Source organism: Streptomyces stelliscabiei (assembly GCF_014873495.1).
Taxonomy (GTDB): Bacteria; Actinomycetota; Actinomycetes; order Streptomycetales; family Streptomycetaceae; genus Streptomyces; species Streptomyces bottropensis.
The window spans coordinates 5534224-5559668 of record NZ_JADBGF010000001.1 but is presented as its reverse complement, the minus strand read 5'-3'; the positions used below and the strand labels follow the sequence as shown (position 1 = coordinate 5559668).

At 72.0% G+C, this 25445-nt stretch carries 26 protein-coding genes; 17 read left to right on the top strand and 9 right to left on the bottom strand.

Translation table 11 applies throughout. The annotated features are described in order from the left end of the window. The first annotated feature begins 122 nt into the window (after positions 1 to 122). Complete coding sequence (locus H4687_RS24470) at positions 123 to 350, top strand: hypervirulence associated TUDOR domain-containing protein (protein ID WP_046915930.1); 228 nt, start codon at positions 123 to 125, stop codon at positions 348 to 350. Positions 351 to 510: 160 nt separating this feature from the next. Here H4687_RS24470 and H4687_RS24465 read toward each other — a convergent pair whose 3' ends face one another. From H4687_RS24465 to chvE, 3 genes are all read right to left on the bottom strand, one after another. After that, positions 511 to 990 carry an MSMEG_6728 family protein gene (locus H4687_RS24465; RefSeq protein ID WP_046915929.1) on the bottom strand — a complete coding sequence of 160 codons (480 nt, stop codon included), beginning with the start codon at positions 988 to 990 and terminating at the stop codon, positions 511 to 513. Positions 991 to 1169: 179 nt separating this feature from the next. Continuing rightward, positions 1170 to 1373: a DUF4287 domain-containing protein gene (locus tag H4687_RS24460; protein ID WP_046915947.1), complete on the bottom strand. Its 204-nt coding sequence runs from the start codon at positions 1371 to 1373 to the stop codon at positions 1170 to 1172. 137 nt (positions 1374 to 1510) lie between these two features. Beyond that, positions 1511 to 2599: a multiple monosaccharide ABC transporter substrate-binding protein gene (gene chvE / locus H4687_RS24455; protein WP_046915928.1), complete on the bottom strand. Its 1089-nt coding sequence runs from the start codon at positions 2597 to 2599 to the stop codon at positions 1511 to 1513. A gap of 788 nt (positions 2600 to 3387) precedes the next feature. Here chvE and H4687_RS24450 point away from each other — a divergent pair. From H4687_RS24450 to H4687_RS24440, 3 genes are all read left to right on the top strand, one after another. Continuing rightward, the gene (locus H4687_RS24450; protein WP_225966802.1) at positions 3388 to 3855 is read left to right on the top strand and encodes a DUF5990 family protein; all 468 of its coding nucleotides are present in this window, start codon (positions 3388 to 3390) and stop codon (positions 3853 to 3855) included. A 256-nt stretch (positions 3856 to 4111) separates the two neighbouring features. Further along, entirely contained in the window at positions 4112 to 4315 is a 204-nt protein-coding gene (locus H4687_RS24445; RefSeq protein WP_020113641.1) for a cold-shock protein, read from the top strand. 750 nt (positions 4316 to 5065) lie between these two features. Continuing rightward, positions 5066 to 5443 (top strand): helix-turn-helix domain-containing protein, encoded by a 378-nt coding sequence (locus H4687_RS24440; RefSeq protein ID WP_046920013.1) that lies wholly within the window; start codon positions 5066 to 5068, stop codon positions 5441 to 5443. A gap of 4 nt (positions 5444 to 5447) precedes the next feature. Here the strand turns inward: H4687_RS24440 and H4687_RS24435 are convergent, their stop codons facing one another. The 3 genes from H4687_RS24435 to H4687_RS24425 form a co-directional block, all read right to left on the bottom strand. Next, a complete protein-coding gene (locus H4687_RS24435; protein ID WP_046920014.1) occupies positions 5448 to 6164 on the bottom strand; it encodes a polysaccharide deacetylase family protein in 717 nt (238 codons plus the stop codon). 209 nt (positions 6165 to 6373) lie between these two features. Beyond that, on the bottom strand, positions 6374 to 8419 hold the full coding sequence (locus H4687_RS24430; RefSeq protein WP_050398824.1) for a glycoside hydrolase family 5 protein: 2046 nt from the start codon (positions 8417 to 8419) through the stop codon (positions 6374 to 6376). Between the two features lie 322 nt (positions 8420 to 8741). Next, positions 8742 to 8978 (bottom strand): hypothetical protein, encoded by a 237-nt coding sequence (locus H4687_RS24425; RefSeq protein ID WP_097249713.1) that lies wholly within the window; start codon positions 8976 to 8978, stop codon positions 8742 to 8744. A 276-nt stretch (positions 8979 to 9254) separates the two neighbouring features. Between H4687_RS24425 and H4687_RS24420 the strand changes: the two genes are divergently transcribed. From H4687_RS24420 to H4687_RS24410, 3 genes are read left to right on the top strand one after another with little or no spacing between them, the layout of a single operon-like run. Continuing rightward, positions 9255 to 10382: a sugar ABC transporter substrate-binding protein gene (locus tag H4687_RS24420; RefSeq protein WP_046920233.1), complete on the top strand. Its 1128-nt coding sequence runs from the start codon at positions 9255 to 9257 to the stop codon at positions 10380 to 10382. A 22-nt stretch (positions 10383 to 10404) separates the two neighbouring features. Beyond that, positions 10405 to 11181: an ATP-binding cassette domain-containing protein gene (locus tag H4687_RS24415; protein WP_233443523.1), complete on the top strand. Its 777-nt coding sequence runs from the start codon at positions 10405 to 10407 to the stop codon at positions 11179 to 11181. Then, complete coding sequence (locus tag H4687_RS24410; protein ID WP_046920234.1) at positions 11172 to 12452, top strand: sugar ABC transporter permease; 1281 nt, start codon at positions 11172 to 11174, stop codon at positions 12450 to 12452. The genes H4687_RS24415 and H4687_RS24410 overlap by 10 nt, the downstream gene beginning before the upstream one ends. Positions 12453 to 12492: 40 nt before the next feature. Here the strand turns inward: H4687_RS24410 and H4687_RS24405 are convergent, their stop codons facing one another. Continuing rightward, on the bottom strand, positions 12493 to 13101 hold the full coding sequence (locus H4687_RS24405) for a TetR/AcrR family transcriptional regulator (RefSeq protein ID WP_046920235.1): 609 nt from the start codon (positions 13099 to 13101) through the stop codon (positions 12493 to 12495). Positions 13102 to 13261: 160 nt separating this feature from the next. On the opposite strand from H4687_RS24405, the gene H4687_RS24400 reads away from it, so the two are divergent. After that, the gene (locus H4687_RS24400; RefSeq protein ID WP_046920236.1) at positions 13262 to 14305 is read left to right on the top strand and encodes a patatin-like phospholipase family protein; all 1044 of its coding nucleotides are present in this window, start codon (positions 13262 to 13264) and stop codon (positions 14303 to 14305) included. A 1-nt stretch (position 14306) separates the two neighbouring features. Next, positions 14307 to 15938, top strand: a complete 1632-nt coding sequence (locus tag H4687_RS24395; protein ID WP_046920237.1) for a flavin-containing monooxygenase — start codon at positions 14307 to 14309, stop codon at positions 15936 to 15938. Here H4687_RS24395 and H4687_RS24390 read toward each other — a convergent pair. After that, positions 15911 to 16324, bottom strand: coding sequence for a hypothetical protein (locus tag H4687_RS24390; RefSeq protein WP_046920238.1), 414 nt, complete (start codon positions 16322 to 16324; stop codon positions 15911 to 15913). The two genes, H4687_RS24395 and H4687_RS24390, sit on opposite strands and share 28 nt — an antisense overlap. A gap of 189 nt (positions 16325 to 16513) precedes the next feature. Between H4687_RS24390 and H4687_RS24385 the strand changes: the two genes are divergently transcribed. From H4687_RS24385 to H4687_RS24350, 8 genes are all read left to right on the top strand, one after another. Then, positions 16514 to 18205: an FAD-dependent oxidoreductase gene (locus H4687_RS24385; RefSeq protein ID WP_046920239.1), complete on the top strand. Its 1692-nt coding sequence runs from the start codon at positions 16514 to 16516 to the stop codon at positions 18203 to 18205. Positions 18206 to 18826: 621 nt separating this feature from the next. Next, on the top strand, positions 18827 to 19981 hold the full coding sequence (locus H4687_RS24380; protein WP_050398827.1) for a SchA/CurD-like domain-containing protein: 1155 nt from the start codon (positions 18827 to 18829) through the stop codon (positions 19979 to 19981). A 102-nt stretch (positions 19982 to 20083) separates the two neighbouring features. Beyond that, the gene (locus H4687_RS24375; protein WP_050398829.1) at positions 20084 to 20536 is read left to right on the top strand and encodes a cupin domain-containing protein; all 453 of its coding nucleotides are present in this window, start codon (positions 20084 to 20086) and stop codon (positions 20534 to 20536) included. Further along, complete coding sequence (locus H4687_RS24370; protein ID WP_046912982.1) at positions 20533 to 21801, top strand: beta-ketoacyl-[acyl-carrier-protein] synthase family protein; 1269 nt, start codon at positions 20533 to 20535, stop codon at positions 21799 to 21801. Before H4687_RS24375 ends, H4687_RS24370 begins: the two co-directional genes overlap by 4 nt. Beyond that, on the top strand, positions 21798 to 23048 hold the full coding sequence (locus H4687_RS24365) for a beta-ketoacyl synthase N-terminal-like domain-containing protein (RefSeq protein ID WP_046912983.1): 1251 nt from the start codon (positions 21798 to 21800) through the stop codon (positions 23046 to 23048). Before H4687_RS24370 ends, H4687_RS24365 begins: the two co-directional genes overlap by 4 nt. 69 nt (positions 23049 to 23117) lie before the next feature. Next, positions 23118 to 23375, top strand: coding sequence for an acyl carrier protein (locus H4687_RS24360; RefSeq protein ID WP_005483381.1), 258 nt, complete (start codon positions 23118 to 23120; stop codon positions 23373 to 23375). Position 23376: 1 nt separating this feature from the next. Then, on the top strand, positions 23377 to 23856 hold the full coding sequence (locus tag H4687_RS24355) for an SRPBCC family protein (RefSeq protein ID WP_005483379.1): 480 nt from the start codon (positions 23377 to 23379) through the stop codon (positions 23854 to 23856). A 79-nt stretch (positions 23857 to 23935) separates the two neighbouring features. Further along, complete coding sequence (locus tag H4687_RS24350; protein ID WP_046912984.1) at positions 23936 to 24268, top strand: TcmI family type II polyketide cyclase; 333 nt, start codon at positions 23936 to 23938, stop codon at positions 24266 to 24268. 55 nt (positions 24269 to 24323) lie between these two features. On the opposite strand, the gene H4687_RS24345 is transcribed toward H4687_RS24350, so the two are convergent. Next, positions 24324 to 25415: a methyltransferase gene (locus tag H4687_RS24345; protein ID WP_046912985.1), complete on the bottom strand. Its 1092-nt coding sequence runs from the start codon at positions 25413 to 25415 to the stop codon at positions 24324 to 24326. Between the last annotated feature and the right edge of the window lie 30 nt (positions 25416 to 25445).

The window sequence follows — 25445 nt, the reverse complement described above, 5'->3', positions numbered from 1 at the left end:
ATGCCGGTGCCCGGTGGCGAAGTGGTGGGGGCGCTCGCCGCCGCGCTTCCGATGGGAGCCCGAGTGTCGCTTTCGTCCGTTTTTACCGGGGCACTCGCGACTTGAGTGACGGGAGGTGAAGCATGGCCGGGAAGCGACAGCCGCGCAAGGGCGATCGAGTGTCGTGGAAGAGTCACGGGTCCGAGGCCACGGGCAAGGTCGAGAAGAAGATCACCGAGAAGACCGAGGCCGCCGGACGCACCGTCGACGCCTCCGCCGAGGACCCTCAGTACCTGGTCCGCAGCGACAAGTCCGGGCGCACGGCCGTACACAAACCGCAGGCGCTGCGCGGCAGGAAGAAGGACGGGTGACGCACTCATCGAGCGCGCGCCCATCGAGCGCTCGCGCTGCCACCTATCGAGCGCTGCCACCGGATGTGCGCTGCCGGCGCTGCCGACAGCCGTCGACGCCGGTACGCCGCCGGTCGCCCGATCACCCTGCCACTCGGCCACTCGGCCACCGGTCACTCGGTCACAGTGAGGCGGTGGCCTCCCGGTCGGACGTGGGCCATACGTACGGCAGGTCGTCCGGCACGTCGGGGAAGGACTCGGCGTAGAGGGCGGGGTCCTTGCGGACCAGCGCGGAGCGGTGGCTGCGATGGAAGGCCTCGTCGCCGAGCCAGGGCGGCAGCTCCCCGGCGGCCGCCAGCCGCGCCTGGTCCCGGAGCGGCCCGTCGGGCCGGAACTCCGTGAAGTCGGTGACCAGGGTGGCCGCGCAGCTGTCCCGGTGGCCCAACTCGCACCACACCTCGCAGATCTCCAGGCCGTACCGGACGAGGGCCTCCTCGTAACCCGCCCACATGCGCACCGCCGGATGCCGCCGCCACCCGTACCCGGGCCGGATGAGTCCGCGCAGCACCTGCAGCGCCTCGACGCGCTGCTTTCCGAGCCGACGACGGTCCCGGGCCTCCGCCGAGGCCCGGAAATCGGCATACGGCAAGAAGGTCTGCATGCCGTCGCCCCTCTCTGCACGCCGATCAGGCGATCCGGTCGTCGACCCGGACACGGACCCGGTCCCGTCCTTCACCGGATACCCGGACACGGGGATACGAAGACCTCAAACCGGGGCGTACTACACAGGTGCACACGTATGCGCGGACAGGCGACCGGTGCGCGGCGGGGCCGCCCCGCTCACTGTTCGGCGAGCGTGTGGGCCACGAGGGCGTTGGCGTGGCCGTGGCCCAGGCCGTGCTCGCTCTTGAGCCAGGAGACGAGTTCCATGTGCTTGGTGAGCGGCGAGGCCCGGATCATGTCCTTCCACTCGGCGATGGGACGGCCGTACTTCTTCTCGATCGAGGGGAAATAACTGGCGGGGCCCTTCACGGGTGCGGTCATGTCGGTCGCGTCCTTTCCGTCGGTCGGCCGGGCGCGGCGCGGGTCCGCGTGCGTCGGCACGTGTCGTCGGTCATGACCGGCGGGGGTCGCGAATGTGACCGGCCTCAAGGTGTGATCCGGGTCACTGGGACCCGAGGCTACTTGAGGTCTTCCTCCGTGTAGAGGTCGCTCGCGGCCAGGACGTACTCGTAGTTGGACTTGTCGACGCTGATCGGCTGCAGCAGGTACGCGGGCACGGCCTTGACGCCGTTCTTGTACGCCCTTCTGTTGTTCAGCTCCGGGGTCTCGCCGTTGAGGATGTCGTCCGCCATGTTCGCCGCCCTGCCCGCGAGTTGGCGGAGATCCTTGAAGACGGTCTGCGACTGGTCGCCCGCGATGATCGACTTCACCGAGGCCAGTTCGGCGTCCTGTCCGGTGATGATCGGGAGGGGCTTGGCGGCGGTGCCGTAACCGGCCGCCTTCAGCGCGGTGAGAACGCCGATGGAGATGCCGTCGTACGGCGACAGGACCGCGTCGACCCGCTGGCTCCTGTACGACTGGGAGAGGACCTGGGTCATGCGCTTCTGCGCGGTGGGTCCGTCCCAGCGCAGCGTGGTGATCTTGTCCATCTCGGTCTGGCCGGACCTGACCACCAACTGCTTGTTGTCCAGATACGGCTGCAGCAGATGCATCGCGCCGTCGAAGAAGAACTTGGTGTTGTTGTCGTCGGGAGAGCCGGCGAACAGTTCTATGTTGAACGGGCCCTTGCCGTCCTCCAGGCCGAGCTTCTCGATGATGTGGCGGGCCTGGAGCCGGCCGACCTGCTCGTTGTCGAACGAGACGTAGTAGTCGACGTTCCTGGTGCCGAGGATGAGCCGGTCGTAGGAGATCACGGGGATCTTCGCGGCGGCGGCCTGTTCGAGCGCGCCGTTCAGCGACTTGTTGTCGATGGCCGCGATGATCAGCGCGTCGACGCCCTGCTTGATCAGCTTCTCGATCTGCTTGACCTGGGTCTGCGGGTTGTCCTCACCGTAGAGCAGCTCGGTCTTGTACCCCTTGTCCTGCAGGTCCTCCACGACACTCTTGCCGTCGGTGAGCCAGCGCTCGGAGGCGCGCGTGGGCATGGCGATGCCGATCGTGCCGCTCTCGGAGCTGCTCTCGCTGGTCTCGCCGCCGCAGGCGGACAGGGTGAGGGCGAGCGAGACCGCTCCGGCGAGGGAGGCGAGGGCGGCTCTTCGGTTGGGCATGGTGTCTTTCCCTGTTCTTGTCGTCGTCGAGACGGACCGAACGTCAGGTGGAGCGGCGGCGGCCGCGGAGGATCGGCCCGGCGGCCTCGTCGTGCCGCCTCGGTGCCGGTGAGCGGGGGACGGACCGCGCTGGGTCATCGCGGTGCGGGTCGCCCGGCACATCGGTCGAGCCGCTGCCCGGACGCGTCGGCGTCCCGGGGCCCGTCGGCTGTCGTGATCCCGCTGCCCGCGTGCACCTGGACAAGGGTGAGGCTGCGCCACGGCGTCCCGGCCACGTCTGTGCTGACTCCGGTGCTACGCAGGGCACTTGCCTTTCCCGTCGTTCGAAATCTCGTCACATGGTCGGAAGATTGGCGAGATTGGCGTGACATTAGGAGCGGATGTGCCGGGTGTCAACGGAACGCACACAAACGCTTTCAGTAGTTGTCCGCCACGAGGACCTGGGGTGTGGTTCTCGGTGACGTCCAGCATGAGGCACGGCGTCTGTGACAGGGGGTCGCGATCTGGCCGATTTCGATGCCCCGGGCCGGCCATCGACCGCCGTAGCGAGTGCCCGCGTCGACCGCCGCATCGACCGTCCGCGTCACCCGGGCGGGGGTGGGTGGCGGCAGCATGGCGGTCCCTACGCGGCGAGGCGGGGGCCGAGGTCGACGCGCCGTGCACGCTGGACCAGTTGGAAGAGTTCGGCGACGTCTCCCCTTGGCGCCGGGCACGTACACGGTCTGCGACACCGCCGGGTGGGTGGAGTCGGCGTCGGCACCGGCACCGGCGGCGGGATGATGGGAGTCATGCGCATCCGCATCGACGCCGTCGACCTCCCCGGCCGCACCCGCCCCGCCTCCGCCGACGGCAGAGTCCCGGCGTACGACAACCTCCATGTCGCCGTGCAGCGCCGCGACCGTCCGGCCGAACTCCTCGATCCGCAGCCCGGCGACGCCCCGTCCGCGACCTGGACCCTGGAGTGCACCGCGAGCACCTCGGCGGACGGCATCGGGATCAAGGGGCCCTATGTGCAGGACCGGCTGGGCCGGCGCTTCGTCTACCTGTCGTGGGGAACGGTCGACGTCTCGGGCACCTTCACGATGTTCCGCCGCGCCAAGCTCATGCTCGACGTGATCCCCGCCGAGGTGCTCGCCGTCGCCGCACGCGACGGGCTGCTGGTCGGACGCCTCGGTCTGACCGACCCCCAGGGCGGCCCCCTGTGCGCACGGGTCGAGCCCCCGCTCATCACCTGGACCGCAGGGCGGGCGGAGTAGCGCGGGGACCGCAACGGGGCGCGGAGGAATATCTGTATCCGCGAAGTGAGAAATAGGCGGGGCGTGCGACGAGTATTCCTCGACCCCCGACCCGAACGGAATTTTGGATCATTCAGACCGGATCGTGCCGTGCTAATGTCGATGCCAGTTGCAGGTGTGGTTGCCAGAAGGTTCATTTCCTGACGGGTTGATCAGCACGGCGACGCGGAATCCGCACACGGCGAATTCCGTACCTCGTCTCCGAAGGAGAAATGACATGGCTACTGGCACCGTGAAGTGGTTCAACGCGGAAAAGGGCTTCGGCTTCATCGAGCAGGACGGCGGCGGCCCCGACGTCTTCGCCCACTACTCGAACATCGCCGCCCAGGGCTTCCGCGAGCTGCAGGAAGGCCAGAAGGTGTCGTTCGACATCGCGCAGGGCCAGAAGGGCCCGACGGCCGAGAACATCGTCACCGCCTGACACTCGCGGCACATATTCTCAGCAGCTGGGGCCCGCACCTTGAGGTGCGGGCCCCAGCTCGTTGCGTTTCCGCCCCACCGGGGCACTTCCCCACCGGGGCACTTCCCCGGCCGAGGCGGATCACGGTCGCACGATCACGCGTTCCGCGTGTGTCGCCTCCGATCCGCTCCGACGATTCCCTCGCGCAGGACACAGCGCCGCTTTCGCTTTCCGCCGTCGAATTCACCGATCGCGGCCGACCCGGCCCACACCCCCGGGCCCCCCGGGCCCCCCGGTCACCCCGGTCACCCCGGTCCTACCCGGCCTGCGCCGGCCGCCAGGCGCCGCCGTAACGGATCGCATGTCGCCCATCACCCCTGGTAGCAGGCTATCTGCGCCTCCAGACGACTGAAATCTATCTTGGCCACAGTAGACATTGACCTCCGACGCGGTTAGCCTTCTACTCGTTGAGACGGTCTGGCGACCTACCGGCCACGGACCGGCGAGGTCGCAGTACACGAGCAAGAACGGAGGAGACGCCATCAGGATCGCCCGGCCCGAGAGGCACTCGGCCCGGGTACCGCAAGACCCCGGATGGGAAGGTGGTCTCCGGTCAAGCAGCCGCGATCCCCGCACCCCCCTTCGTCAGGGCTGGTAGCGGATACAGAAGGTCGGCACAGCACGAGAGCCGACAGATGGTGTTGAATTTCCTTCGGGGCCCTGGTGCCGTACGGCACCAGGGCCCCTCGACGCGTTGCACTACGAGGTGACATGACAGCAGATAACCCCCTCAGTGGTCGTCTGGACGACGACGACTACCCCGCATACACGATGGGGCGGGCCGCCGAGATGCTCGGCTCCACCCCGGCATTCCTCCGCGCCCTCGGTGAGGCGCGGCTGATCACTCCGCTGCGCTCGGAGGGCGGACACCGCCGCTACTCGCGCTACCAGCTGCGGATCGCCGCGCGCGCCCGCGAACTGGTCGACCGGGGCACCCCGATCGAGGCCGCCTGCCGCATCGTCATCCTCGAGGACCAACTGGAGGAAGCGCAGCGCATCAACGCCGAGTACCGCCGCCGTTCCGGGCACGAGGCGCTCGACGGCGAGGTCTCCGGTTCGGTGCCCGGCTCGGTGTCCGGTTCCGGCTGACGTCTCACGGCCGATAGGCGGCGCGGTTGTGGTACGTGACCTTGCCGCTGGGCAGCTTGGCCGGGGCGAAGAGCTGGTCGACGGTCACGAAGTGGAAGCCGCGGGCCTTGAGTGCCTTGATGATGCCGGGCACCGCGTCGACCGTCGTCCGGTGGATGTCGTGCATGAGGACGATGTCACCGGGCTTGGTCTGCGCGTCGACGTACTTGATGAGCCGGGCCGAGTCGCGGTACTTCCAGTCGAGGGTGTCCACGCTCCAGTGGACCAGTGGCCGTCCGGCGGCCGAGCGGACCGCCGCGTTGTGGGCGCCGTAGGGGGCGCGGAACGTGGTGGGCTTCTTGCCGGTCGCCTGCTTGATCGCCGTGTCCGTACGGGAGAGCTGCGACTTGATCTTGGCGGCGCTGAGTCTGGTCAGATCGGCGTGGTCCCAGCTGTGGTTGCCTATCTGGTGGCCGGCGAGCGCCGCGGCGTTCATCGTCGACGGGTTTCGCTGGACGTTCGTACCGACGGCGTAGAAGGTCGCCCTGACGTCCCGCTCGCTCAGCAGGCGCAGCAGGCGCTGGGTGTCGGTGACCGGCCCGTCGTCGAAGGTGAGGGCGACACACTTGACCTTGCGGCAGTCGACGGCCTGGGGTGCGGCCGAGGCGGATGTGGCGGTACCGACCAGTGTGGTGCCGCACAGGGCTGTGGTGATGGCCGAGATGACGAGGCGTCGTTGCATCGGATCCTCCGGTGGCGGTCAACTTCCCGTTTGAGCAGCGGACTTGCCTCGTAAGACACACGCGACAGGGCCTTGGATGTACACGGGAAGCGGAAGGCCGCATACCGGAGCGAAGCGGGGCTGAGCGGGTCGGATCGGATGAGGGCAGGGCGGGTTCCACGGGACCGTTCGGAGCGGGTCCGGGCGGCTCGGAGTAGATCGGGAGAGGGTCAGCCTTTCGGGCGGCAGTAGAGCGCGTCGGGGGTGCGCGAGGAGCCCACGCGGCCCGTGTAGGCGATCCCGGCGGCGTACTCGGTGTCGGCGCACTGCCCCTTGTGGTGACCCTGCGCGAAGTCACCGCCCTTGGGGGTGTCGCCCCGGTTGTCGCCGCGGTCGAACCACACGGTGCGGCCGCTCGTGCCGACGAGCGAACCGGGCGGCGCGGGCACGCACAGCGCGGCGGAGACGGCGGCCCCCCGGACGCTGTAACCGGTGAGGAAGTGACCCTGAGGGCACTGGAGTTTGGTGTAGCCGGACGCCCAGTCGCGGCCCGGGGTGACGTACCGCTCGTCGACGACCACCCTGTGCCCGGCGGCCGGGTCCCACACGGGCCCGCCGGACACGTTCGAGCACAGGCCCCGGTTGCCGGTGTGGCTCAGGCCGACGAGGCGACTGCCGTCGGGGCAGACGGCCTTGCGGGCGCCGGGATCCCAGTCGGGCAGGGCGCGCATCCGGCGCGACGCGACGAAGTCGCCGTGGTCGGGGCTGAGCATCGACCAGTCGGTCACCGGGGCCACGCGGCCGGTGCGGCCCTCGGCCCCGACGAGCCGGGTCCACGCGGCGGCTCGCCAGTCGTCACCGTCGTACAGGCCCATGCGGTTGCCGGCCGCGTCCCAGTGGAGCAGGGCCCAGCCGTTGCCGGTGCGGTTCTCGTGCCATCCGACGAGGGGCCAGTACGCGAAGTCGGCGTCGGCGCGGACCAGTTGGTCGACGAAGTTCTCGAACCAGGCGCGCTGGCGGGCGCCGGTCTCCGCTCGGCCCCCGACGCCGAACTCGCTGATCCAGACGGGGGCGGTGAAGTGCCGGTCCTGTTCGGCGGTGACGAAGAACGCCTGGCGGTTCAGTACGTCGGTCAGCTCGGTGGGCGTCAGATCGCGGTAGCGGGGGTCGCTGGTCTCGCCCGTTCCGGTGGCGCCGCTGTGGCGGGGGCCGGTGTAGTCGTAGAAGTGGGCCGCGTACACCAGCTTGTCCGAGTCGACGAGCGTGTGCGAGAGACGGCGTACCGGTTCCAGGGTGGGGCGTTCGTGCGGCAGGCCGTCGACGGGGATGCCGGTCCAGTTGATGCCCTCGACGATGATCAGCAGGTCGGGGGCGGCCTCCGTCAGGATGCGGTCGCCCACGCGCTGCGAGGCGGCGAACCAGTCGTGGGCGTCGCCGAGGCCCCAGTTGGGGTCGTCCCAGATGTCGCGGCGCACCTCGTTGTAGAGGTCCGCGCCGACGACACGCTTGTTGTCCCGGTAGCGGCGGGCCATGAAGAGCCAGTCGTTCTCCCAGGCGGCGGTGGTCTGGGAGGCGTTCCAGCGTTCGTTGCCGTCGACGCCGCAGCACCAACGGGTGGTGTTGGTGTGGTTGTTGAGGATGACGGCGAGGCCGGCGGCGGTGAGTTCGCGGACGACGGCGTCGTACACCTGGAGGGGCGTCCTGCCGCGCAGGGAGGGGTTGGCGGCGACGGCGGCGTCCGTGACGGGGACGCTGTCGTGGATCATCTCGTTGGAGAACGGCAGCCGGACGCTGTTGATCCCTATCTCCCGGAAACCGGCGACGATCTCGGCGACGGGGGCACGGTCCAGGCCGAGGGGGGTCCGGCCGGAGTTCTCGCCCGCGTGGTGGTTCGCGTCCTGGTCCGTGCCGCCCGAGCCGTTCCATGTCCCGCTCGCGCCGTGCCAGTTGCCCGACCGCAGCCTGAAGCGGTCGCCGTCGGCGTCGACGATCCAGCGGCCCCTGGTGCTGAGCGGTGCCGTCCAGTCGTCCGCCGCGGTCACGGCGGCGCCGGGCGGAGCGGCGGACCCGGGGGCGGGGTCCTGCGCCGTCGCGACCGCCGGCGCGACCGCCGTCGCGACCGCCGTCGCGACCGCCGTCGCGACCGCCGGGGCGACCGCCGGGGCGTGCGCCAGAGCGGGTGCCAGGGGCAGCAGCAGGGACACGGTGGCGGTCAGGGCGGCCCCGACGAAGGATCGGCGCACGGTCACCCTCCATGGACGAGGCGAGGTTGTCATGGCAGCGTCACTATGGCGGGCGGCGCGGGATTGGTCCAGGCCTTCGGGCGGGTCAGTTACGGCGTCCGGGGTCGGCGGGGGCCGGGCGAGGGCTTGGTGAGGGCCGGGCGAGGGCCTGGCGGCGGGGACGGCGGAGTGGCCGGGGCACGCGGGAGGGGCCGGACGGACAGGGCGAGCAGGACAGACGTATCGGTCGCGCCGCGGTGTGCCGGGGTGCGGCGGGGTGCGGCGGGGCGTGCCGGACGCCGCCCGCCGGGCCCGCCCCCCCCCCCGGGGGACGCGCCGGCTCCGCTCCCCGGGTGGACGTACCGGCTGGGGCCGGTCAGCCCGCGGGGTTCAGCACGTTTCCGTTCGCGCAGTGGTTGACCGCGTTGCCGCTCCAGGCACCGCCCACCGGGACCACCGCCAGTTCCTGGAAGCACACGGCGGCCGCGCTGAAGTTCCAGTTGTTCGCGGCGTTCACGCCGGAGCCGAAGTTGCTGTCATTGTCCGCGTGGGCGGGGGCGGCTAGGGCAAGGGCGGCGGCGGGCAGCAGGGCCAGCGTCATGATCTTCTTCACATCGGCCCCAACGACCTCACGCACCCGAGGGCACGGGACGCCGGACACTCCCTCGCTCAGCGCCGCAGTCCGCACCGGACCCCGTGGGACCTCCGGCGGGGCCCCTGAACCGCACAGGACCCTCTGGAGCGCACCGGACCGCACCGGACCCCCCGGACCCCCCGGACCGCACCGGATCGCACCGGATCGCACCGGATCGCACCAGCCGCTTGACTACGCTGGATGAGAACCACTCATAGCAGGGTAAGATCGGGCAAATTCCCTAAGGAACCGAAAATGGGTCTCGGTGTCGGCCGGTCGGCCGTGAAGCGAAGGTCCCTCAGCCGGGCGGGAGCGGCGGGCGTGGTCGCCGTCGGCCTGGTGCTGACCGGGGCGTGTGGCGCAGACGGAAGCGGCGGGAGCGGCGGGGGCGGGGGTGACGACCTTCAGGTCGGCGTACTGCTCCCGGGCGGCGGAGCCTCCCGGTTCGGACAGTTCGACAGGCCCCTGATCGAGAAGAAGCTGAAGGAGCTGTGCCCGGACTGCCCGGCGGCGACCGTCGCCGCCACGGCCGAACCGGCGGTCCAGCGGCAGCAGCTCGACGCCATGATCACCCGGGGCGTGGACGTCCTGATCGTCGCCGCCGTCGACCCCAAGGCGCTGCGCTCCTCGGTCGAGGCCGCGGACCGGGCCGGCATCCCGGTCGTCGCCTACGACCGGCTCGCCCAGGGACCCATCTCCGGGTACGTCACCTTCGACGGGGAGACCGTCGGCAGGCTCCAGGGCGAAGCCCTCCTCAAGGCCATGGGCCCCGAGGCGGACGGCGGCCAGATCGTCATGATGAACGGCGCCACCACCGACCCCAACGCCGGCTGGTACAAGCGCGGCGCGCTCTCCGCCCTGGAGGGCAAGGTGAAGATCGGAAAGTCGTACGACACCGTCGGATGGCGTCCGGAGAACGCGTACGTCAACATGAGCGGCGCCATCTCCGCCCTGGGCGCGAACAACATCGACGGCGTCCTGGCCGCCAACGACAGCCTCGCCGGCGCCGTGGTCTCCGCCTTCGGCGCCAGTGGCGTGAGCCCGCCACCGCCGGTCACCGGGCAGGACGCGGATCTCGCGGCCGCGCAGCGCATCATCAGGGGCGAGCAGTACATGACCGTCTACAAGCCGTTCAAGCCGGCGGCCGACGCCGCCGCCGAGATGGCGGTGGCCCTGGGGCGCGACGAGAGCGTCGACTCCATCGCCACCGGAACCGTCGACAGCCCCACCGACCAGGACATCCCGGCGGTCCTGCTCCCGTCGGTCCCGGTGACGGCCGGCACCATCGAGGACACTCTGGTCAAGGACGGTATGTACACCATCGACCAGATCTGCACCCCGAAGCTCCGGCCCGCCTGCGACAAGGCCGGACTCAGCCCGTGAACCTCATCCAGGAGGTGGCCCGGTGGTTCAGCCCTTGCTGGCCCTGCGCGGTGTGTCCAAGCGCTTCGCCGCCGTCCAGGCGCTGGTGGACGTCGAGCTGGAGATCAGGGCCGGGGAGGTGGTCGCCCTGGTCGGCGACAACGCCGCCGGGAAGTCCACCCTGGTCAAGGTGATCTCGGGGGTCGGTCCCCCCGACCGGGGCGTCATCGAGTGGGAGGGCACCGCCGTCCAGATCCGGCGCCCCCAGGACGCCCAGCTCCTCGGGATCGCGGCCGTCTACCAGGACCTCGCGATGTGCGGCAACCTCGACGTCGTCGGCAACCTCTTCCTCGGCCGGGAGATCCGCCGGTTCGGCGTCCTCGACGAGGTGGAGATGGAGCGCCGCACCCGCGAGCTGCTGCGCACCCTCTCCATCCGCATCCCCGACGTGCGGGTGCCGCTCGCGACGCTGTCCGGCGGGCAGCGCCAGGTCGTCGCGATCACCCGCTCGTTCGTCAGCGCGCCCCGGCTGCTCCTGCTCGACGAGCCCACCGCCTCCCTGGGCCTCGAACAGACCAACCAGCTCCTCGACCTCATCGAGGAACTGCGCGACCGGGGCACCGGGATACTCCTCATCAGCCACAACATGGGGGACATCAAGGCCGTCGCCGACCGGATCGCCGTCCTGCGCCTCGGCCGCAACAACGGCCTGTTCAACGTGAGCACGACCTCCCAGGAGCAGATCATCTCCTCCATCACCGGCGCGGTGGACAACACCGCCGACCATCGCCCCACCGACCCGGAGGAGACATGGCCGTGAGGGGGAGCGGGCGGGGCGACGGCAGCGGAAGGGGCGACGCCGGGAAGACGGGGAGTCCGCGGGAGGGCGGGCGCCGGTGGTACGGCGAACGCCCCCGCGCGTACGCGCATGCCGTGCGCCGCAGGGTGCACGCGGGTGGGCTGGGTCCGGCGCCGGCCCTGCTCGCCCTCGCCGTGACCTGGACCGTCTTCCAGAGCCTCAACGAGAACTTCCTCTCGCCGCGCAACCTGTCCGTCCTCAGCGTGGAGATCGTCGGCACCGGCATGGTCGCCGTCGGTGTCGTCTTCGTGCTGCTGATCGGCGAACTCGACCTGTCGGTGGGCTCGTTGGCCGGGCTCTCCGGCGCCATGTTCGCGACGCTGAACGTGAACCACGGCATGCCGGAAGGGCTCGCCGTACTCGTCGCGGTCGGCTGCGGCGCGGCGGCCGGGGCCCTGCACGGGATCATCTTCACCAGGATCGGCGTGCCCGCGTTCGTCGTCACCCTCGCCGGTCTGCTGGCCTGGAACGGCCTGATGCTCTATCTGCTGGGGCCGGAGAGCTCCATCAGCTTCAGCGACGACGGGCTGGTCGCCGACCTGACCAGCGTGTCCTTCGGCTCCCCCGTCGTCACCTACGGCCTGGCGGCGCTCGGCCCGGCCGTGTACCTCCTCCTCTGCCTCCGCGACCGCCGACGCCGGGCTGCCGCCGGGATGCCGTACCGGGCGAGTGCCGAGATCTGGGTGCGTACGGCCCTGCTCGCGGCGGTCGCGTTCGCCACCGTCGCCGTACTGGACCGGTTCGAGGGACTGCCCCTGGCGCTGGTGATCTTCCTCGGCGTCATCGTCGCCTCGGACCTCCTGCTGCGCCGCACGGTGTACGGCCGGCAGGTCCTCGCGGTGGGCAGCGGTGTGGAGGCGGCCCGGCGGTCCGGCGTCGACGTGGCGCGCGTACGGATCTCGGTGTTCCTGATCTCGGGGACCCTGGCCGCGGTCGGCGGTCTGTTCGTCGCCTCACGGCTCACCTCGGCGACCCAGGTCCCGGGCTCCGGCATGCTGCTGATCAACGCCGTCGCCGCCGCCGTCATCGGCGGCACCAGCCTGTTCGGCGGGCGCGGCTCGTCCTGGTCGGCACTGCTGGGGGTGCTCATCATCCAGTCGATCGCCTCGGGCATGGCGCTGCTGGGGGTCCAGCCGGCGGTCCAGTTCATGATCACCGGTGGAGTGCTGCTCGTCGCGGTGGTCTTCGACTCGCTGGCCCGCCGGGCGGCGGAATCACGCGCGCGGGCCTGACGGCACACGCGTCACCCGGCCTCGACGAGGGCCCGCGGGGTCACCCGGCGGTGTCCGGCTCGTCCATCCGCAGGACGAGCCGCAGGGTCTCGGTCAGGACGGCGGTGGGGACGGTCGGGTCGGCGACGCGCTGGACGCCGAGGCCGATGCCCAGGCTGAGCAGGGTCATCGCGGCCCGGTCCGCGGGCATGGCCGCGGTGACGCCCAGCTCCTGGGCGAGCGCGTCGATCAGCTGGGCGAGGGCCTCGCGGATCACGCCGACGCGCCCGGTGATCTCCCGGCGCAGCTCGGCGTCGTGGCGCGCGCTGGTGAGGAACTCGACCTCCAACGTCGTCCAGGCCTCGTCGCCGATATGGGCCTCGGCCCACCCGGCGAAGGCCGCCAGGCGTTCGTCGATGCCGGCCTCGCCCATGACGGCGGCCGTGAGCAGCGCCAGCTGTTCGGCCCGGATGTCGTCGAGGGCGGCGAGGCACAGATGGCCCTTGCCGCGGAAGTTGGAGTAGACGGCGCCCTTGGAGTAGCCGGCCGTCTCCGCGACGTCGCTGAGCGAGGTGGCGGCGTAGCCGTGGGAGAGGAACAGCTGCCGCGCGGTGGCGACGAGCCGCTCGCGCGTGCGCTCCTGGCTCTCGACGCGGCTGAGGCGGGCCATGTCTCGCTCCCTCTCCCGTCCGGCGCGGTGTACTCGGGAACCTCTCATGGTTCCGCACTCTCCCAGCCCCCGGATCCTAACTCCGCCACGGTCTGTCCCCCGCTTTCGGATACCGCTAGTATCCGGATCTCGTCGGTATCCCGAATGGGCGGAGACCTCAGTGACCGCGACGAGCACACGCACGACCCCTTCCCGAACGACCCCCTCCCGGGGCCTGGTCCTGGGCTGCGGAGGAACGCTGGGCGCGGCCTGGACCACCGGCGCCCTGCACGCGCTCCAGCGGGCCACGGGCTGGGACCCTCGCGACACCGAGGTCCTGGTGGGGACCTCCGCCGGGGCCGAGATCGCGGCGCTGCTCGGGGCCGGTGTCGGCGTGGACGAACTGCTGGCCGCGCAGCTGGGCCGGGAGGGCGCCCGTCCGGAACTCCTCCGCCACGTCACCGACCCGCCCCGGGCGCTGCCGCCCCGGCCGGCGGCCTTCCCCGGGTCGCCCCGGCTGGCCCGCCGTGCGCTGGGCCGCACCGCTCCCGTCCTGGCCGGGCTCTCCGGCCTGCTCCCCCAGGGCCGCGGCGACGCCCGCCGGCTGGCGGCCCTCGCGGACGCGCTGACCCCTCCCGGACAGTGGGTGAGCCATCCGGCGACCTGGCTGGTGGCCACCGACTTCGACACCGGCCGCCGTACCGTCTTCGGTCACCCGGACACCGCGCCGGTCGCCCTGCGGGACGCGCTCCGGGCGTCCTGGGCGGTGCCGGGCTGGTACCCGCCCGTACGCGTGGGAAGCCGGCGGTACGCCGACGGCGGCATCCTCTCCACCGCCTCCGCCGACCTGCTGGTCGCGAGCGGACTCGACGAGGTCTACGTCATCGCGCCGATGAGTTCGCGCTCCCCCGGACCGCGCCGGGGCCTCGGCCGGGCGGAGGCGCTGCTGCGCCGGGTCATGACCCGCACGCTCGACGCGGAGTGCGCCGCCCTGCGGGCGGCGGGCACGCGGGTCGTCCGCATCGAACCCACCGCCGCCGACCTGGAGGTGATGGGCGGCAACTTCATGGACCCCCGGCGCCGCCCGGCGGTCCTGGAGACCTCCCTGCGCACCACCCGCGCCCTCGTCCGCGAGGCCGTGGAGGCCGTGGAAGCCGTCGCAACCACCGAGGCCACCGACACCGCCACCACCGCCGACAGCACCGACGCCCGGACAGGAGCCTGAGATGCCCCGGCCCGAAGAAAGCCCAGACAGTCCCGAAAGCCCCGCCAGACCCGCCGGACCCGCGCGTCCCGCGAACGCCGAAGCCCCCGCGAACCCCGAAAGCCCGGACAGCCCCGGGCGTTCCGCCGGCCCCGAAGCCCCCGCGAGCCCGGCCGGAACCGTCACCCGCGAGACCCGCCACGTCGAGGCGCTGGTCATCGGCAGTGGTCTCTCCGGCATCGGCGCCGCCATCAGACTCCGCGAGGCGGGAGTGCGCGACCTGGTCGTCGTCGAGAAGGCGGACGACCTGGGCGGCACCTGGCGCGACAACACCTACCCGGGCTGCGCCTGCGACGTGCCCTCCGCCCTGTACTCGTACTCCTTCGCACCCAACCCGGAGTGGACGCGCGCCTTCGCCGGCCAGCCCGAGATCCGCGCCTACCTCCGCGACACGGCGGCCGCGTACGGCGTCACCCCGCTCATCCGCTACGGCACCGAGGTCACCCGGGCGCGGTGGAACCGGGCCGAGGCCCGCTGGCACGTCGAGACCAGCCGGGACCGCTACACGGCCCGGTTCCTGATAGCCGCCGCCGGGCCCTGGCACGAACCCCGGCTCCCCGACCTGCCCGGCCTCGCCGACTTCCCCGGCGAGGTCTTCCACTCCTCGCGCTGGCGCCACGACCACGACCTGACCGGCGCCCGGGTGGCCGTCGTCGGCAGCGGCGCCTCGGCGGTGCAGTTCGTGCCGGCCGTCCAGCCCGGCGTCGGCCGGCTGCACCTGTTCCAGCGGACCGCCCAGTGGGTGCTGCCCAAGCCCGACCACCCGGTGCCGCGCGCCGAACGATGGCTGCTGCGGAGCCTGCCCGGAGCCCAACGGGCCCTGCGCCGGGCGGAGTACGCGGCGCTGGAGACCCTCGGCGTCGGCTTCCGCCACCCTGCCCTCCTGCGGGCCGTGCAGAAGGTCGGCACGCTCCATCTGCGGGCCACCGTCAAGGACCCGGCACTGCGGCGGGCACTGACCCCCGACTACACCCTGGGCTGCAAACGGCTGCTGTTCTCCAACACCTACTACCAGGCGCTGACCAGGCCCAACGTCACCGTGCACGCCACGGCCGTCAAGGCCGTCGAGGGCAGCCGTGTCATCGGTGCCGACGGCAGCCGCGCGGACGTCGACACGATCATCCTGGGCACCGGCTTCCACATCCTCGACATGCCCATCGCCCGTCGCGTGTTCGACGCCGACGGGGCCTGCCTCGACGACCACTGGAAGGGCAGCCCGGACGCCTACCTCGGCACCACCGTCAGCGGCTTCCCCAACGCCTTCGTCCTCCTCGGACCGCATCTCGGCACCGGCCACTCCTCGGCGTACGCGGTCCTCGAAGCCCAGCTCGACTATGTGACGGGCGCGGTGCGGCACTTCCGCTCGGCGGGCCTGACCAGCATGGACGTACGGCCCGAGGTGCAGGCGGCGTTCCACGCCGAGGTGCGGCAGGCGCTGCCGTCCACGGTCTACGACGCGGGCGGCTGCTCCAGCTACTACCTCGACGACAACGGCGTCAACAGCTTCAGCTGGCCCTGGTCCACGGGCCGGATGCGCCGACGGCTGGCGCGGTTCGACCCCGAGGCCTACGACGTGACGGGCGCCGTCGGCTGAGGCCGCCGCCAGATGGACGCGGCCAGGAAGGACAGGCCCGTGGTCATGGCGGCGGTCCCCAGCGCCACCGTCATGACGCCGATGGCGAAGAGGCCGCTGGCGTCGTCGGACCAGTCGTAGAAGGAGGCCGCGGTCAGACCGGCCGTGGTGCCGACGACGGCGCTCGCGATGTGCCCCCGGGACGCCGCCCAGACCACCGGGACCAGCAGCGTCAGCACCAGGCCGATCACCTGCCACGGCTCGTACGGGCCGGTCGACGAACCGTCGGGATGCAGGTCGCGCCGCTGGTCCCAGCCCAGCCAGACGGCCCACATCGTCAGGGAGGCCACCGTCGTCACCAGGGCCGGCAGCAGTGCGGGAACGGATCTCAGGAGTCGTTGGCTCATGACCTCAGCCTGCCGTCGCGCCCTTCGGCCGGACAGAGCGCGGGTACTCATCCGCACCCGAGTACCCGAGCGGGCGGGACCTGCCCTCTAAGCGGGTGAAGCCTGCGCTCCGGTGTGTGGTGCGGGGCATGGATGAAGCCCCGGCCGCATCCGGCCGAGTCGGCGGACACGACGCGCTGGAGTTGAGCGATGAACGCGAAGAAACAGAGCCCCGAGCGGACCGGTCCCACCGGCGCCGCGACCCACGAAGTCCCGGTCCTGATCGTCGGGGGGTCTCTCGTCGGCCTGTCGGCCTCGGTGTTCCTGGGCCGGCTGGGGGTGCCGCACACGCTGGTGGAGCGGCACACGGGCACCTCCATCCATCCGCGCGGCCGGGGCAACAACGTCCGCACGATGGAGGTGTTCCGGGCGGCCGGCGTCGAGTCCGGCATCCGGCGGGCCGCCGCCACGCTGGCCGGCAACCACGGCATCCTGCAGACGCCCACCCTGGTCGGCGACGCGGGCGAGTGGCTGTTCAAGGAGATCGACGCGGGCGGCGGGCTCGCCCGTTTCAGCCCCAGCTCCTGGTGCCTGTGCAGCCAGAACGACCTGGAGCCGGTGCTGTTCGAGCACGCCGAGCGGCTCGGCGGCGATCTGCGGTACGCCACCGAGATGATGTCGTTCGACAGCGACCCCTCCGGTGTCACCGCGATCGTCAAGAGCCGGGAGACGGGCGAGCACACCACCATCCGCGCGCAGTACCTCATCGCCGCCGACGGCCCCCGCAGTCCCGTCCGCGAACAGCTCGGCATCGGGCAGAGCGGCCCCGGCGACCTGTTCCACAACGTCAGCGTCACCTTCCGCTCCCGCGACCTCGCCGAGGTCGTGGGCGAGCGCCGCTTCATCGTCTGCTACCTGACGAACCCGGACGCCGACGGGGCGCTGCTGCCCGTGGACAACCGGGAGAACTGGGTCTTCCACCTGCCCTGGCACCCCGAACACGGCGAAACGCTGGAGGAGTTCACCGAGGAGCGGTGTGCCGAGCACATCCGCCGCGCGGTCGGGGTCGCCGACCTCGACGTCCGGATCACCGGCAAGGCCCCCTGGCACGCGGCCCAGCGCGTCGCCCGCGGCTACCGGTCGGGGAGGGTCTTCCTGGCCGGCGACTCCGCCCACGAGATGTCCCCGACCGGGGCCTTCGGCTCCAACACCGGGATCCAGGACGCGCACAACCTCGCCTGGAAGCTCGCGGCGGTCCTCGGCGGCTGGGCCGGCGAGGGGCTGCTGGCCTCGTACGACGCCGAGCGCCGCCCGGTCGCGGAGGCCACCAGCGCCCGCGCCGCCGCCCGGTCGGTCGAACACAGCCACCCCGGTTTCGCCCCGGCCCCCGGCGTCGGCGGCGGTGGGGGCCCGCAGCGCGGCATCCTCAACGTGGCGCTCGGCTACCGCTATCCGCAGGGAGCCGTCCTCGGCACCGACCCCACCGCGCCGGTCGTCCCCGAACGCCTCGACCTGACCGGCGAACCCGGCAGCAGGGCCCCCCATCTGGCGGTACGGCACCAGGGCGAGAGCATCTCGACCCTGGACCTCTACGAACGCTCCCTCGTCCTGCTGAGCGACGCGGACGCCACGGCCGGCGGACCGGGCGGCTGGCACGCGGCCGCGCTCCGCCTCGCCGAGGCCATGTCCGTCCCCCTGGCCTCGTACCGGTTCGGCACGGGGCCCGACGCCGAGCTGACCCCGCAGGGCGACACGGACTGGTCGGCCGCCCACGGGACGACGGCCGCGGGCGCCGTACTCGTACGGCCCGACGGGTTCGTGGCGTGGCGTTCGCCGGGGGCGGTCCCGGACGCCGAGTCCGCCCTGCGCGAGGCCCTGACCACCCTGCTGGCGACGGCCTGACCCCACCTCACGCGGCCGGCCGGCCCCGGGACACCCCGGGCCGGCCGGCCGAGTCATGCGGTGCCCGCCGTCGTGCGCCTGCGCGCCGCCGTACGCCGCCGCGGCTCCGCGCCGAACTCGCGTGCCCGGCCGCCGGATTCACCCGCGTGACGGTCCTGCGGGGCGGCCGGGACATACCGAGCTGACGGTGGATCACATCGTGGGCTCCTCGCCCCGGCTGACGAGGCGTCGGCAGTGCCGACGGTGCCGACGGCGGGACGAGGGGTCCTGGGCGACGGTCACGAGAAGCCCGGCGGGCGACGCCCTTACGCGGTGCGCCGCGGCAGGACCGGCGCGGACCGCCCGCGCGCCCGGCCCGCCCCCTGCCGGCCGCCGACAGCCGCCGTGACCAGCCCCCGTGACCCGCCGCACGGTGTGGTGGCCCGGCCGCGCCCCGGGCGGCACACCGCCCTTCACCCGAGCGGCGCACCGCCCTTCACCCGAGCGGCGCACCGGTCACCCGCGCAGTGCATACGAGTCGCGCGCCGGAAGGGGCGGGCCCAGGATCGAGGCACGCCGACGTCACGCCGATCCGGCCGACATACGTCCGTCCCCGCCCCCCACCGAGGAGATGTGCGCAGGATGACCACCACGTCCGAACGTCTTACGGAGACGCTGAAGCGACAGGTGTCGCAGCGGGTCTCCCAGTCCGTCTTCGACGGCTCCCGGCTCCGTGTCGTCCTCCTCGTGGACGTCTACGACGGTGCCCAGCAGCAGTTCCTGGAGGCGTACGAGCAGCTGTGCAACCAGGTCGCCTCCGTGCCCGGACATGTCAGCGACCAGCTGTGCCAGTCCATCGAGAACCCCTCCCAGTGGCTCATCACCAGCGAGTGGGAGAGTGCCCCGCCGTTCCTCACCTGGGTGAACAGCGAGGAACACGTGGACATGGTCAAGCCGCTGCACAACTGCGTCCGGGACACCCGCTCCCTGCGCTTCCACATCGTCCGTGAGACCGGCGGCCCGGCCGTGGAGGCCGAGGCCGGCCAGCGCCGTCTGCAGACCTCGCCCCGCATCGGCGACGGACTGATCCGGCACGCGCTCACCTTCACGGTCAAGCCCGGCAGCGAGGAGAAGGTCGCCAGGATCCTCGCCGACTACGCCGCGCCGGAGCCGAAGGTCGACGACACCACCCGGCTGTGCCGCACGTCCCTGTTCATGCACGGCAACCGGGTGGTCCGGGCCGTCGAGGTCCGGGGCGACCTGCTCGCCGCGCTGCGGCACGTCGCCCGGCAGCCCGAGGTGCGGGCCGTCGAGGAGGCCATCAACCCCTATCTGGAGCAGGACCGGGACCTCGACGACCCCGACTCCGCCCGGGTCTTCTTCACCCGCGCGGCGCTCCCCGCCGTCCACCACGTGACGGCCGGCCAGGAGAGCCCGGACGCGGTACGGCACGCGCTGTACTACCCGGCGCGCGAGGGCTGCGGTCTGCGGCTGGCCGAGCTGCTCGCCCGGCAGGACGAGGCGGCGGCGGACGACCCGCAGGGGCCGGTGCTGCGCAGCACGATCTTCCAGCGCGACGACATCGTGGTGCGCCTGGTCGACGTGCGCGGCGGCATCGACAACGACCCCGGCCCCGTGCTCGGTCTCACCGACCGCGCCCGCGCGGCCGAACTGACCGCGCTCCTGGACGGCGGCGCCCTCGGCGCGGACGGCACGCCGAGGGACGGCGCCCCCGCCCGCCTGCTCACGGTCGCCCGCATGGAACTCGTCACCGACCGCCGGGCGCCCGACGCCTGATCCCCCGGAACCCGGGGCCGTGCGGCAGCGCCGCACGCCCCCGCCCCGTTCCCGTTCCCGCACCCGCACCCGTTCGACTCAGCTCATGTTCGGAGGAACGTCGTGATCAATCGCCATCCCGGCATCGTGGATGTCAGCGAGGTCGAGCCCAACACCCGGCGCGGCGGCGATCTGCGCGCCATGCTGACCCCCTCCACGGTCGGCTCCACCAGCGGTTTCATGGGCGTGGCCATCGTGGCGCCCGGCGACCGCATCGCCGAGCACTACCACCCGTACTCCGAGGAGTTCATCTACGTCATCTGCGGACAGCTGGAGGTGGACCTCGACGGCGAGCCCCACCGACTCCAGCCGGAGCAGGGGCTGTTGATCCCCGCCCACATGCGGCACCGGTTCCGCAACGTCGGCAAGGTGGAGGCCCGCATGGTCTTCCACCTCGGCCCGCTGGCCCCGAGCCCGCCGCTCGGCCACGTCGACACCGAGGATGCGAACGGCGTACCGATCCCGGTGGAGGCGGCCCACGCCGGACGGGCCGAGCGGCCTCAGGTCCGCTCATGACCAGGCGCGTGGCGGTCACCGGCATAGGCATCGTCGCTCCGGGCGGCATCGGTGTCCCGGCGTTCTGGGACCTGCTGGCCGACGGTCGCACGGCGACACGTGGCATCACCTTCTTCGACCCGTCCGGGCTGCGTTCGCGGATCGCCGCCGAGTGCGACTTCGACCCGGCGGCCCACGGACTGGACGCCGGGCAGATCGCCCGCTGCGACCGGTACATCCAGTTCGCCCTGGTGGCCGGTGAGGAGGCGATACGGGACTCCGGGCTCGACCTCGCCGCGGAGAACCCCTGGCGGGTCGGGGTCTCCCTCGGCACCGCGGTCGGCGGCACCACCCGGCTGGAGCACGACTACGTGCTGGTCAGCCATGGCGGGCAGCGCTGGGACGTGGACCACCGGGAGGCCGGTCCGCATCTGCACCGGGCGTTCGCGCCGAGCACCCTGGCCTCGACGGTCGCGGAGCGCTTCGAGGCGCGCGGGCCGGTGCAGACGGTCTCCACCGGCTGCACCTCGGGGCTCGACGCCGTCGGGTACGCCTTCCACACCATCGAGGAGGGCCGGGCCGACGTCTGCATAGCGGGCGCCTCGGACTCGCCGATCTCCCCGATCACCATGGCCTGCTTCGACGCGATCAAGGCCACGTCCCCCGACAACGACGACCCGGCCCACGCCTCGCGCCCCTTCGACGCCGACCGCAACGGGTTCGTCATGGGCGAGGGCGGCGCCGTACTGGTGCTGGAGGAGCTGGAACACGCACGGGCCCGCGGCGCGCACGTGTACTGCGAGATCGGGGGCTACGCCACCTTCGGCAACGCCTACCACATGACCGGTCTGACCAGCGAGGGCCTGGAGATGGCGCGGGCCATCGAGGACGCCCTCGACCACGCCCGGATCGACCGTACGGCCGTCGACTACGTCAACGCCCACGGCTCGGGCACCAAGCAGAACGACCGGCACGAGACGGCCGCCGTCAAACGGACGCTCGGCGCGCACGCCTACGACACGCCCATGAGTTCCATCAAGTCCATGGTGGGCCACTCGCTGGGCGCGATCGGCGCGATCGAGGTCGTCGCCTGTGCGCTGGCCCTGGCCCACCAGGTCGTCCCGCCCACCGCGAACTACGAGACCCCGGACCCCGAGTGCGACCTGGACTACGTGCCGCGCGTCGCCCGTGAGCGGAAGCTGACCAACGTGCTCTCCGTGGGCAGCGGGTTCGGCGGGTTCCAGTCCGCGGTGGTCATGAGCCTGCCGAGGGAGAAGACACGATGAGCGAACGGCGTCCTCGGCGCGCGGCCGTCACCGGAATCGGCGTGGTCGCGCCCAACGGAACGAGCACCGAGACGTTCTGGAAGTCCACCAGGGAGGGCATCAGCGTCCTGGACCGGGTCACCCGCGAGGGCTGCGAGCATCTGCCGCTGCGGGTGGCGGGCGAGGTCCGCAACTTCGACCCGCCGTCGGCGGTCGAGGAGCGCTACCTCGTCCAGACCGACCGCTTCACGCACTTCGCGATGGCCGCCGCCGACCAGGCGCTCGACGACGCCCGCCTGGACCGGCCCGAGACCGACGCCGCGCCGTTCTCGGTGGGCGTGGTCACCGCGGCCGGCTCCGGCGGCGGCGAGTTCGGGCAGCGGGAACTGCAGCAGCTGTGGTCCAAGGGCAGCCGCTTCGTGGGCCCGTACCAGTCCATCGCCTGGTTCTACGCGGCGAGCACCGGCCAGATCTCCATCCGTCGCGGCTTCAAGGGCCCCTGCGGGGTCATCGCCTCCGACGAGGCCGGCGGGCTGGACGCCGTGGCGCACGCGGCACGGGCCGTGCGGCGCGGCACGGACGTGATGGTGGCCGGTGCGACCGAGGCGCCGCTCGCCCCCTACTCGGTGGTCTGCCAGCTCGGCTACGAGGAGCTGAGCACCGTCGACGACCCGGCCCGCGCCTACCGCCCGTTCACCGCCGCGGCCTGCGGGTTCGTCCCCGCCGAGGGCGGCGCGATGCTCGTCGTGGAGGCCGAGGACACGGCCCGGGAGCGGGGCGCGCCCGTGCGGGCCCTCCTCGCGGGCCACGCGGCCACCTTCACCGGCGCCTCCCGCTGGGAGGAGTCCCGGGCGGGCCTCGCCGAGGCCGTCCGGGTCGCCCTGGAGGAGGCCTGCTGCGCCCCGGAGGAGATCGACGTGGTCTTCGCCGACGCCCTCGGCGTACCGGCGGCGGACCGTGCGGAGGCGCTGGCGATCACGGACGCCCTCGGCGCGCACGGCACCCGCGTCCCCGTCACGGCGCCGAAGACCGCCGTCGGCCGGGGCAACGGCGCGGCGGCCGTGCTGGACGTCGCGGCGGCCGTGCTCGCGATGGAGCACCGCGTGATCCCGCCCACCCCCAACGTCTTCGACGTCTGCCACGACCTCGACCTCGTCACCGGCACCGCCCGCGCCGCCGAGCCGCGCACGGCCCTGGTCCTCAGCCGGGGCCTGATGGGGTCGAACGCGGCGCTGGTGCTGCGGCTCGGCCCCGGCGGCGCCTCCTGACCACCCCTCACCGCACCCCCGCGCCACACCCCCCTCACCACGCACCACCGACGCACCAAGGAGAACCGCATGAGTGACCGCATCACCGTGGAAGAGCTGTCCGAGCTGATGAAGAAGGCCGCCGGGGTCACCGTCACCCCGGAGGAGCTCCAGCGCCGTATGGAGTCCGGCTTCGACGTCATCGGCATCGACTCGCTCGGTCTGCTCGGCATCGTGGGCGAGCTGGAGAACCGCTACGGCACGCCGATGCCGCCGGACGCGGAGAAGAGCCGCAGCCCCAAGCAGTTCCTCGACCAGGTCAACACCGCGCTGATGGCAGGTGCCTGACATGACCGGACACACGCAGAACGAGATCACCATCGCCGCTCCGGTCGACCTGGTCTGGGACATGACCAACGACGTCGCGAACTGGCCCCGGCTGTTCAGCGAGTACGCCACCGCCGAGATCCTCTCCGAGGAGGGGAACCGGGTGACGTTCCGGCTGACCATGCACCCGGACGAGAACGGCAAGGTCTGGAGCTGGGTCTCGGAGCGGGAGACGGACCGCGAGACGCTCAGCGTGGAGGCCCGCCGCGTCGAGACCGGGCCCTTCGCCTACATGAACATCCTGTGGGAGTACGAGAAGGTCCCCACCGGCACCCGGATGACGTGGACGCAGGACTTCGCGATGAAGCCCGACGCGCCGGTCGACGACGACTGGATGACGGACAACATCAACCGCAACTCCAAGGTCCAGATGGCCCTGATCCGGGACCGCATCGAGAAGGCCGCCGCCGAGCAGGGCGCCGCGCCGGGACTGACCGACTGAGCGCCACGCGCACCATGAGCGCCCCACGCACCATGAGCGCCCCACGCGCCGACCGAACGAGCCGGACGGAGAACACCGTATGCACCAGTCCCTGATCGTCGCCCGGATGGCCCCGGGGTCGGCCCCGGACATCGCCAAGATCTTCGAGGAGTCCGACCGGGGTGAGCTGCCGCACCTCATCGGGGTCTCCCGGCGCAGCCTCTTCCAGTTCGACGACGTGTACATCCACCTCGTCGAGTCCGAGCGGGACCCCACACCCGTCATCACCAAGATGGCCGGACACCCCGAGTTCCGGGCCATCAGCGAACGGCTGTCGTCGTACGTCACCGCCTACGACCCGGCCACCTGGCGTTCGCCGAAGGACGCGATGGCGAACCGCTTCTACCGGTGGGAGCGGGACAGCCGCTCCTGAACCCCCGCCGAGCCGCCGGGCACGTGCGAACGCGCGTGCCCGGCGGCCCGTGCGGTCATCCCGGCACGTGGCAGTCGAAGGCGTGCAGATACGCGTTGACCGGGCGCACGTCGTCGATCACCAGCCCCGCGTCCGTCAGCCTGCGGGTCATGCTCTCGGTGGTGTGCTTGGCCCCGCCGACGTTGAGGAGCAGCAGCAGGTCCATGGCGGTGCTGAACCGCATCGAGGGCGAGTCGTCGACGAGGTTCTCGATGACCACGACGCGTGTGCCGGGGCCGCCCGCCCCGATGACGTTGCGCAGCAGCCGGACCGTGCTGTCGTCGTCCCACTCCAGGATGTTCTTGATGACGTAGACGTCGGCCCGGACCGGGACGGCCTCGCGGCAGTCGCCGGGGACGACGCGCGTCCGCTCCGCGAGCGCGCCGCCCGGTCGCAGCCGGGGGTCGGCGTTCTCCACCACGCGCGGCAGGTCGAGCAGGGTGCCGTGCAGCGCCGGGTGCTTCTCCAGCAGGCTCGCCACCACGTGCCCCTGTCCCCCGCCGATGTCGGCGACGGACGAACTCCCCGACAGGTCGAGGAACTCGGCGACGTCCCGCGCGGACTGCACGCTGGAGGTCGTCATGGCGCGGTTGAAGACGTCGGCCGACTCCGGGGCGTCCTCGTTGAGGTAGACGAAGAACTCCTTGCCGTACAGCTCCTCGACGACGTTGTGGCCGGAGCGCACCGCCTCGTCCAGTTTCGGCCAGGCGTCCCAGGTCCACGGCTCGGTGCACCACAGGGCGATGGCGCGCAGGCTGTGCGGGTCGTCCTCGCGCAGCAGCCGGGACATGTCGGTGTGGGCGAACGTCCCGTCCGGCCGTTCGGTGAAGACGCCGTAGCAGGACAGGGCCCGCAACAGCCGTCGCAGCGGCTTCGGTTCGGCCTTCACCGCGGCCGCGAGGTCCTCCGCGGACGACGGGGTGTCACCGAGGGCGTCGGCGACCCCCAGCCGGGCGGCGGCGCGCAGGGCCGCGGCACAGGCGGCGCCGAACACCAGCTCCCTGAACCGCATGGGGGGCGGGGGCGCCGGGGCCTCCTGCGCGGCGTGCTGGGCCTTGGCCGGTGAGAGGGGCGTGGTGGTGGTCTGTCTGGTCTGAGCGGTCGTCATGCGACGGCCTCCTTCTTCGAGTTCATGAGC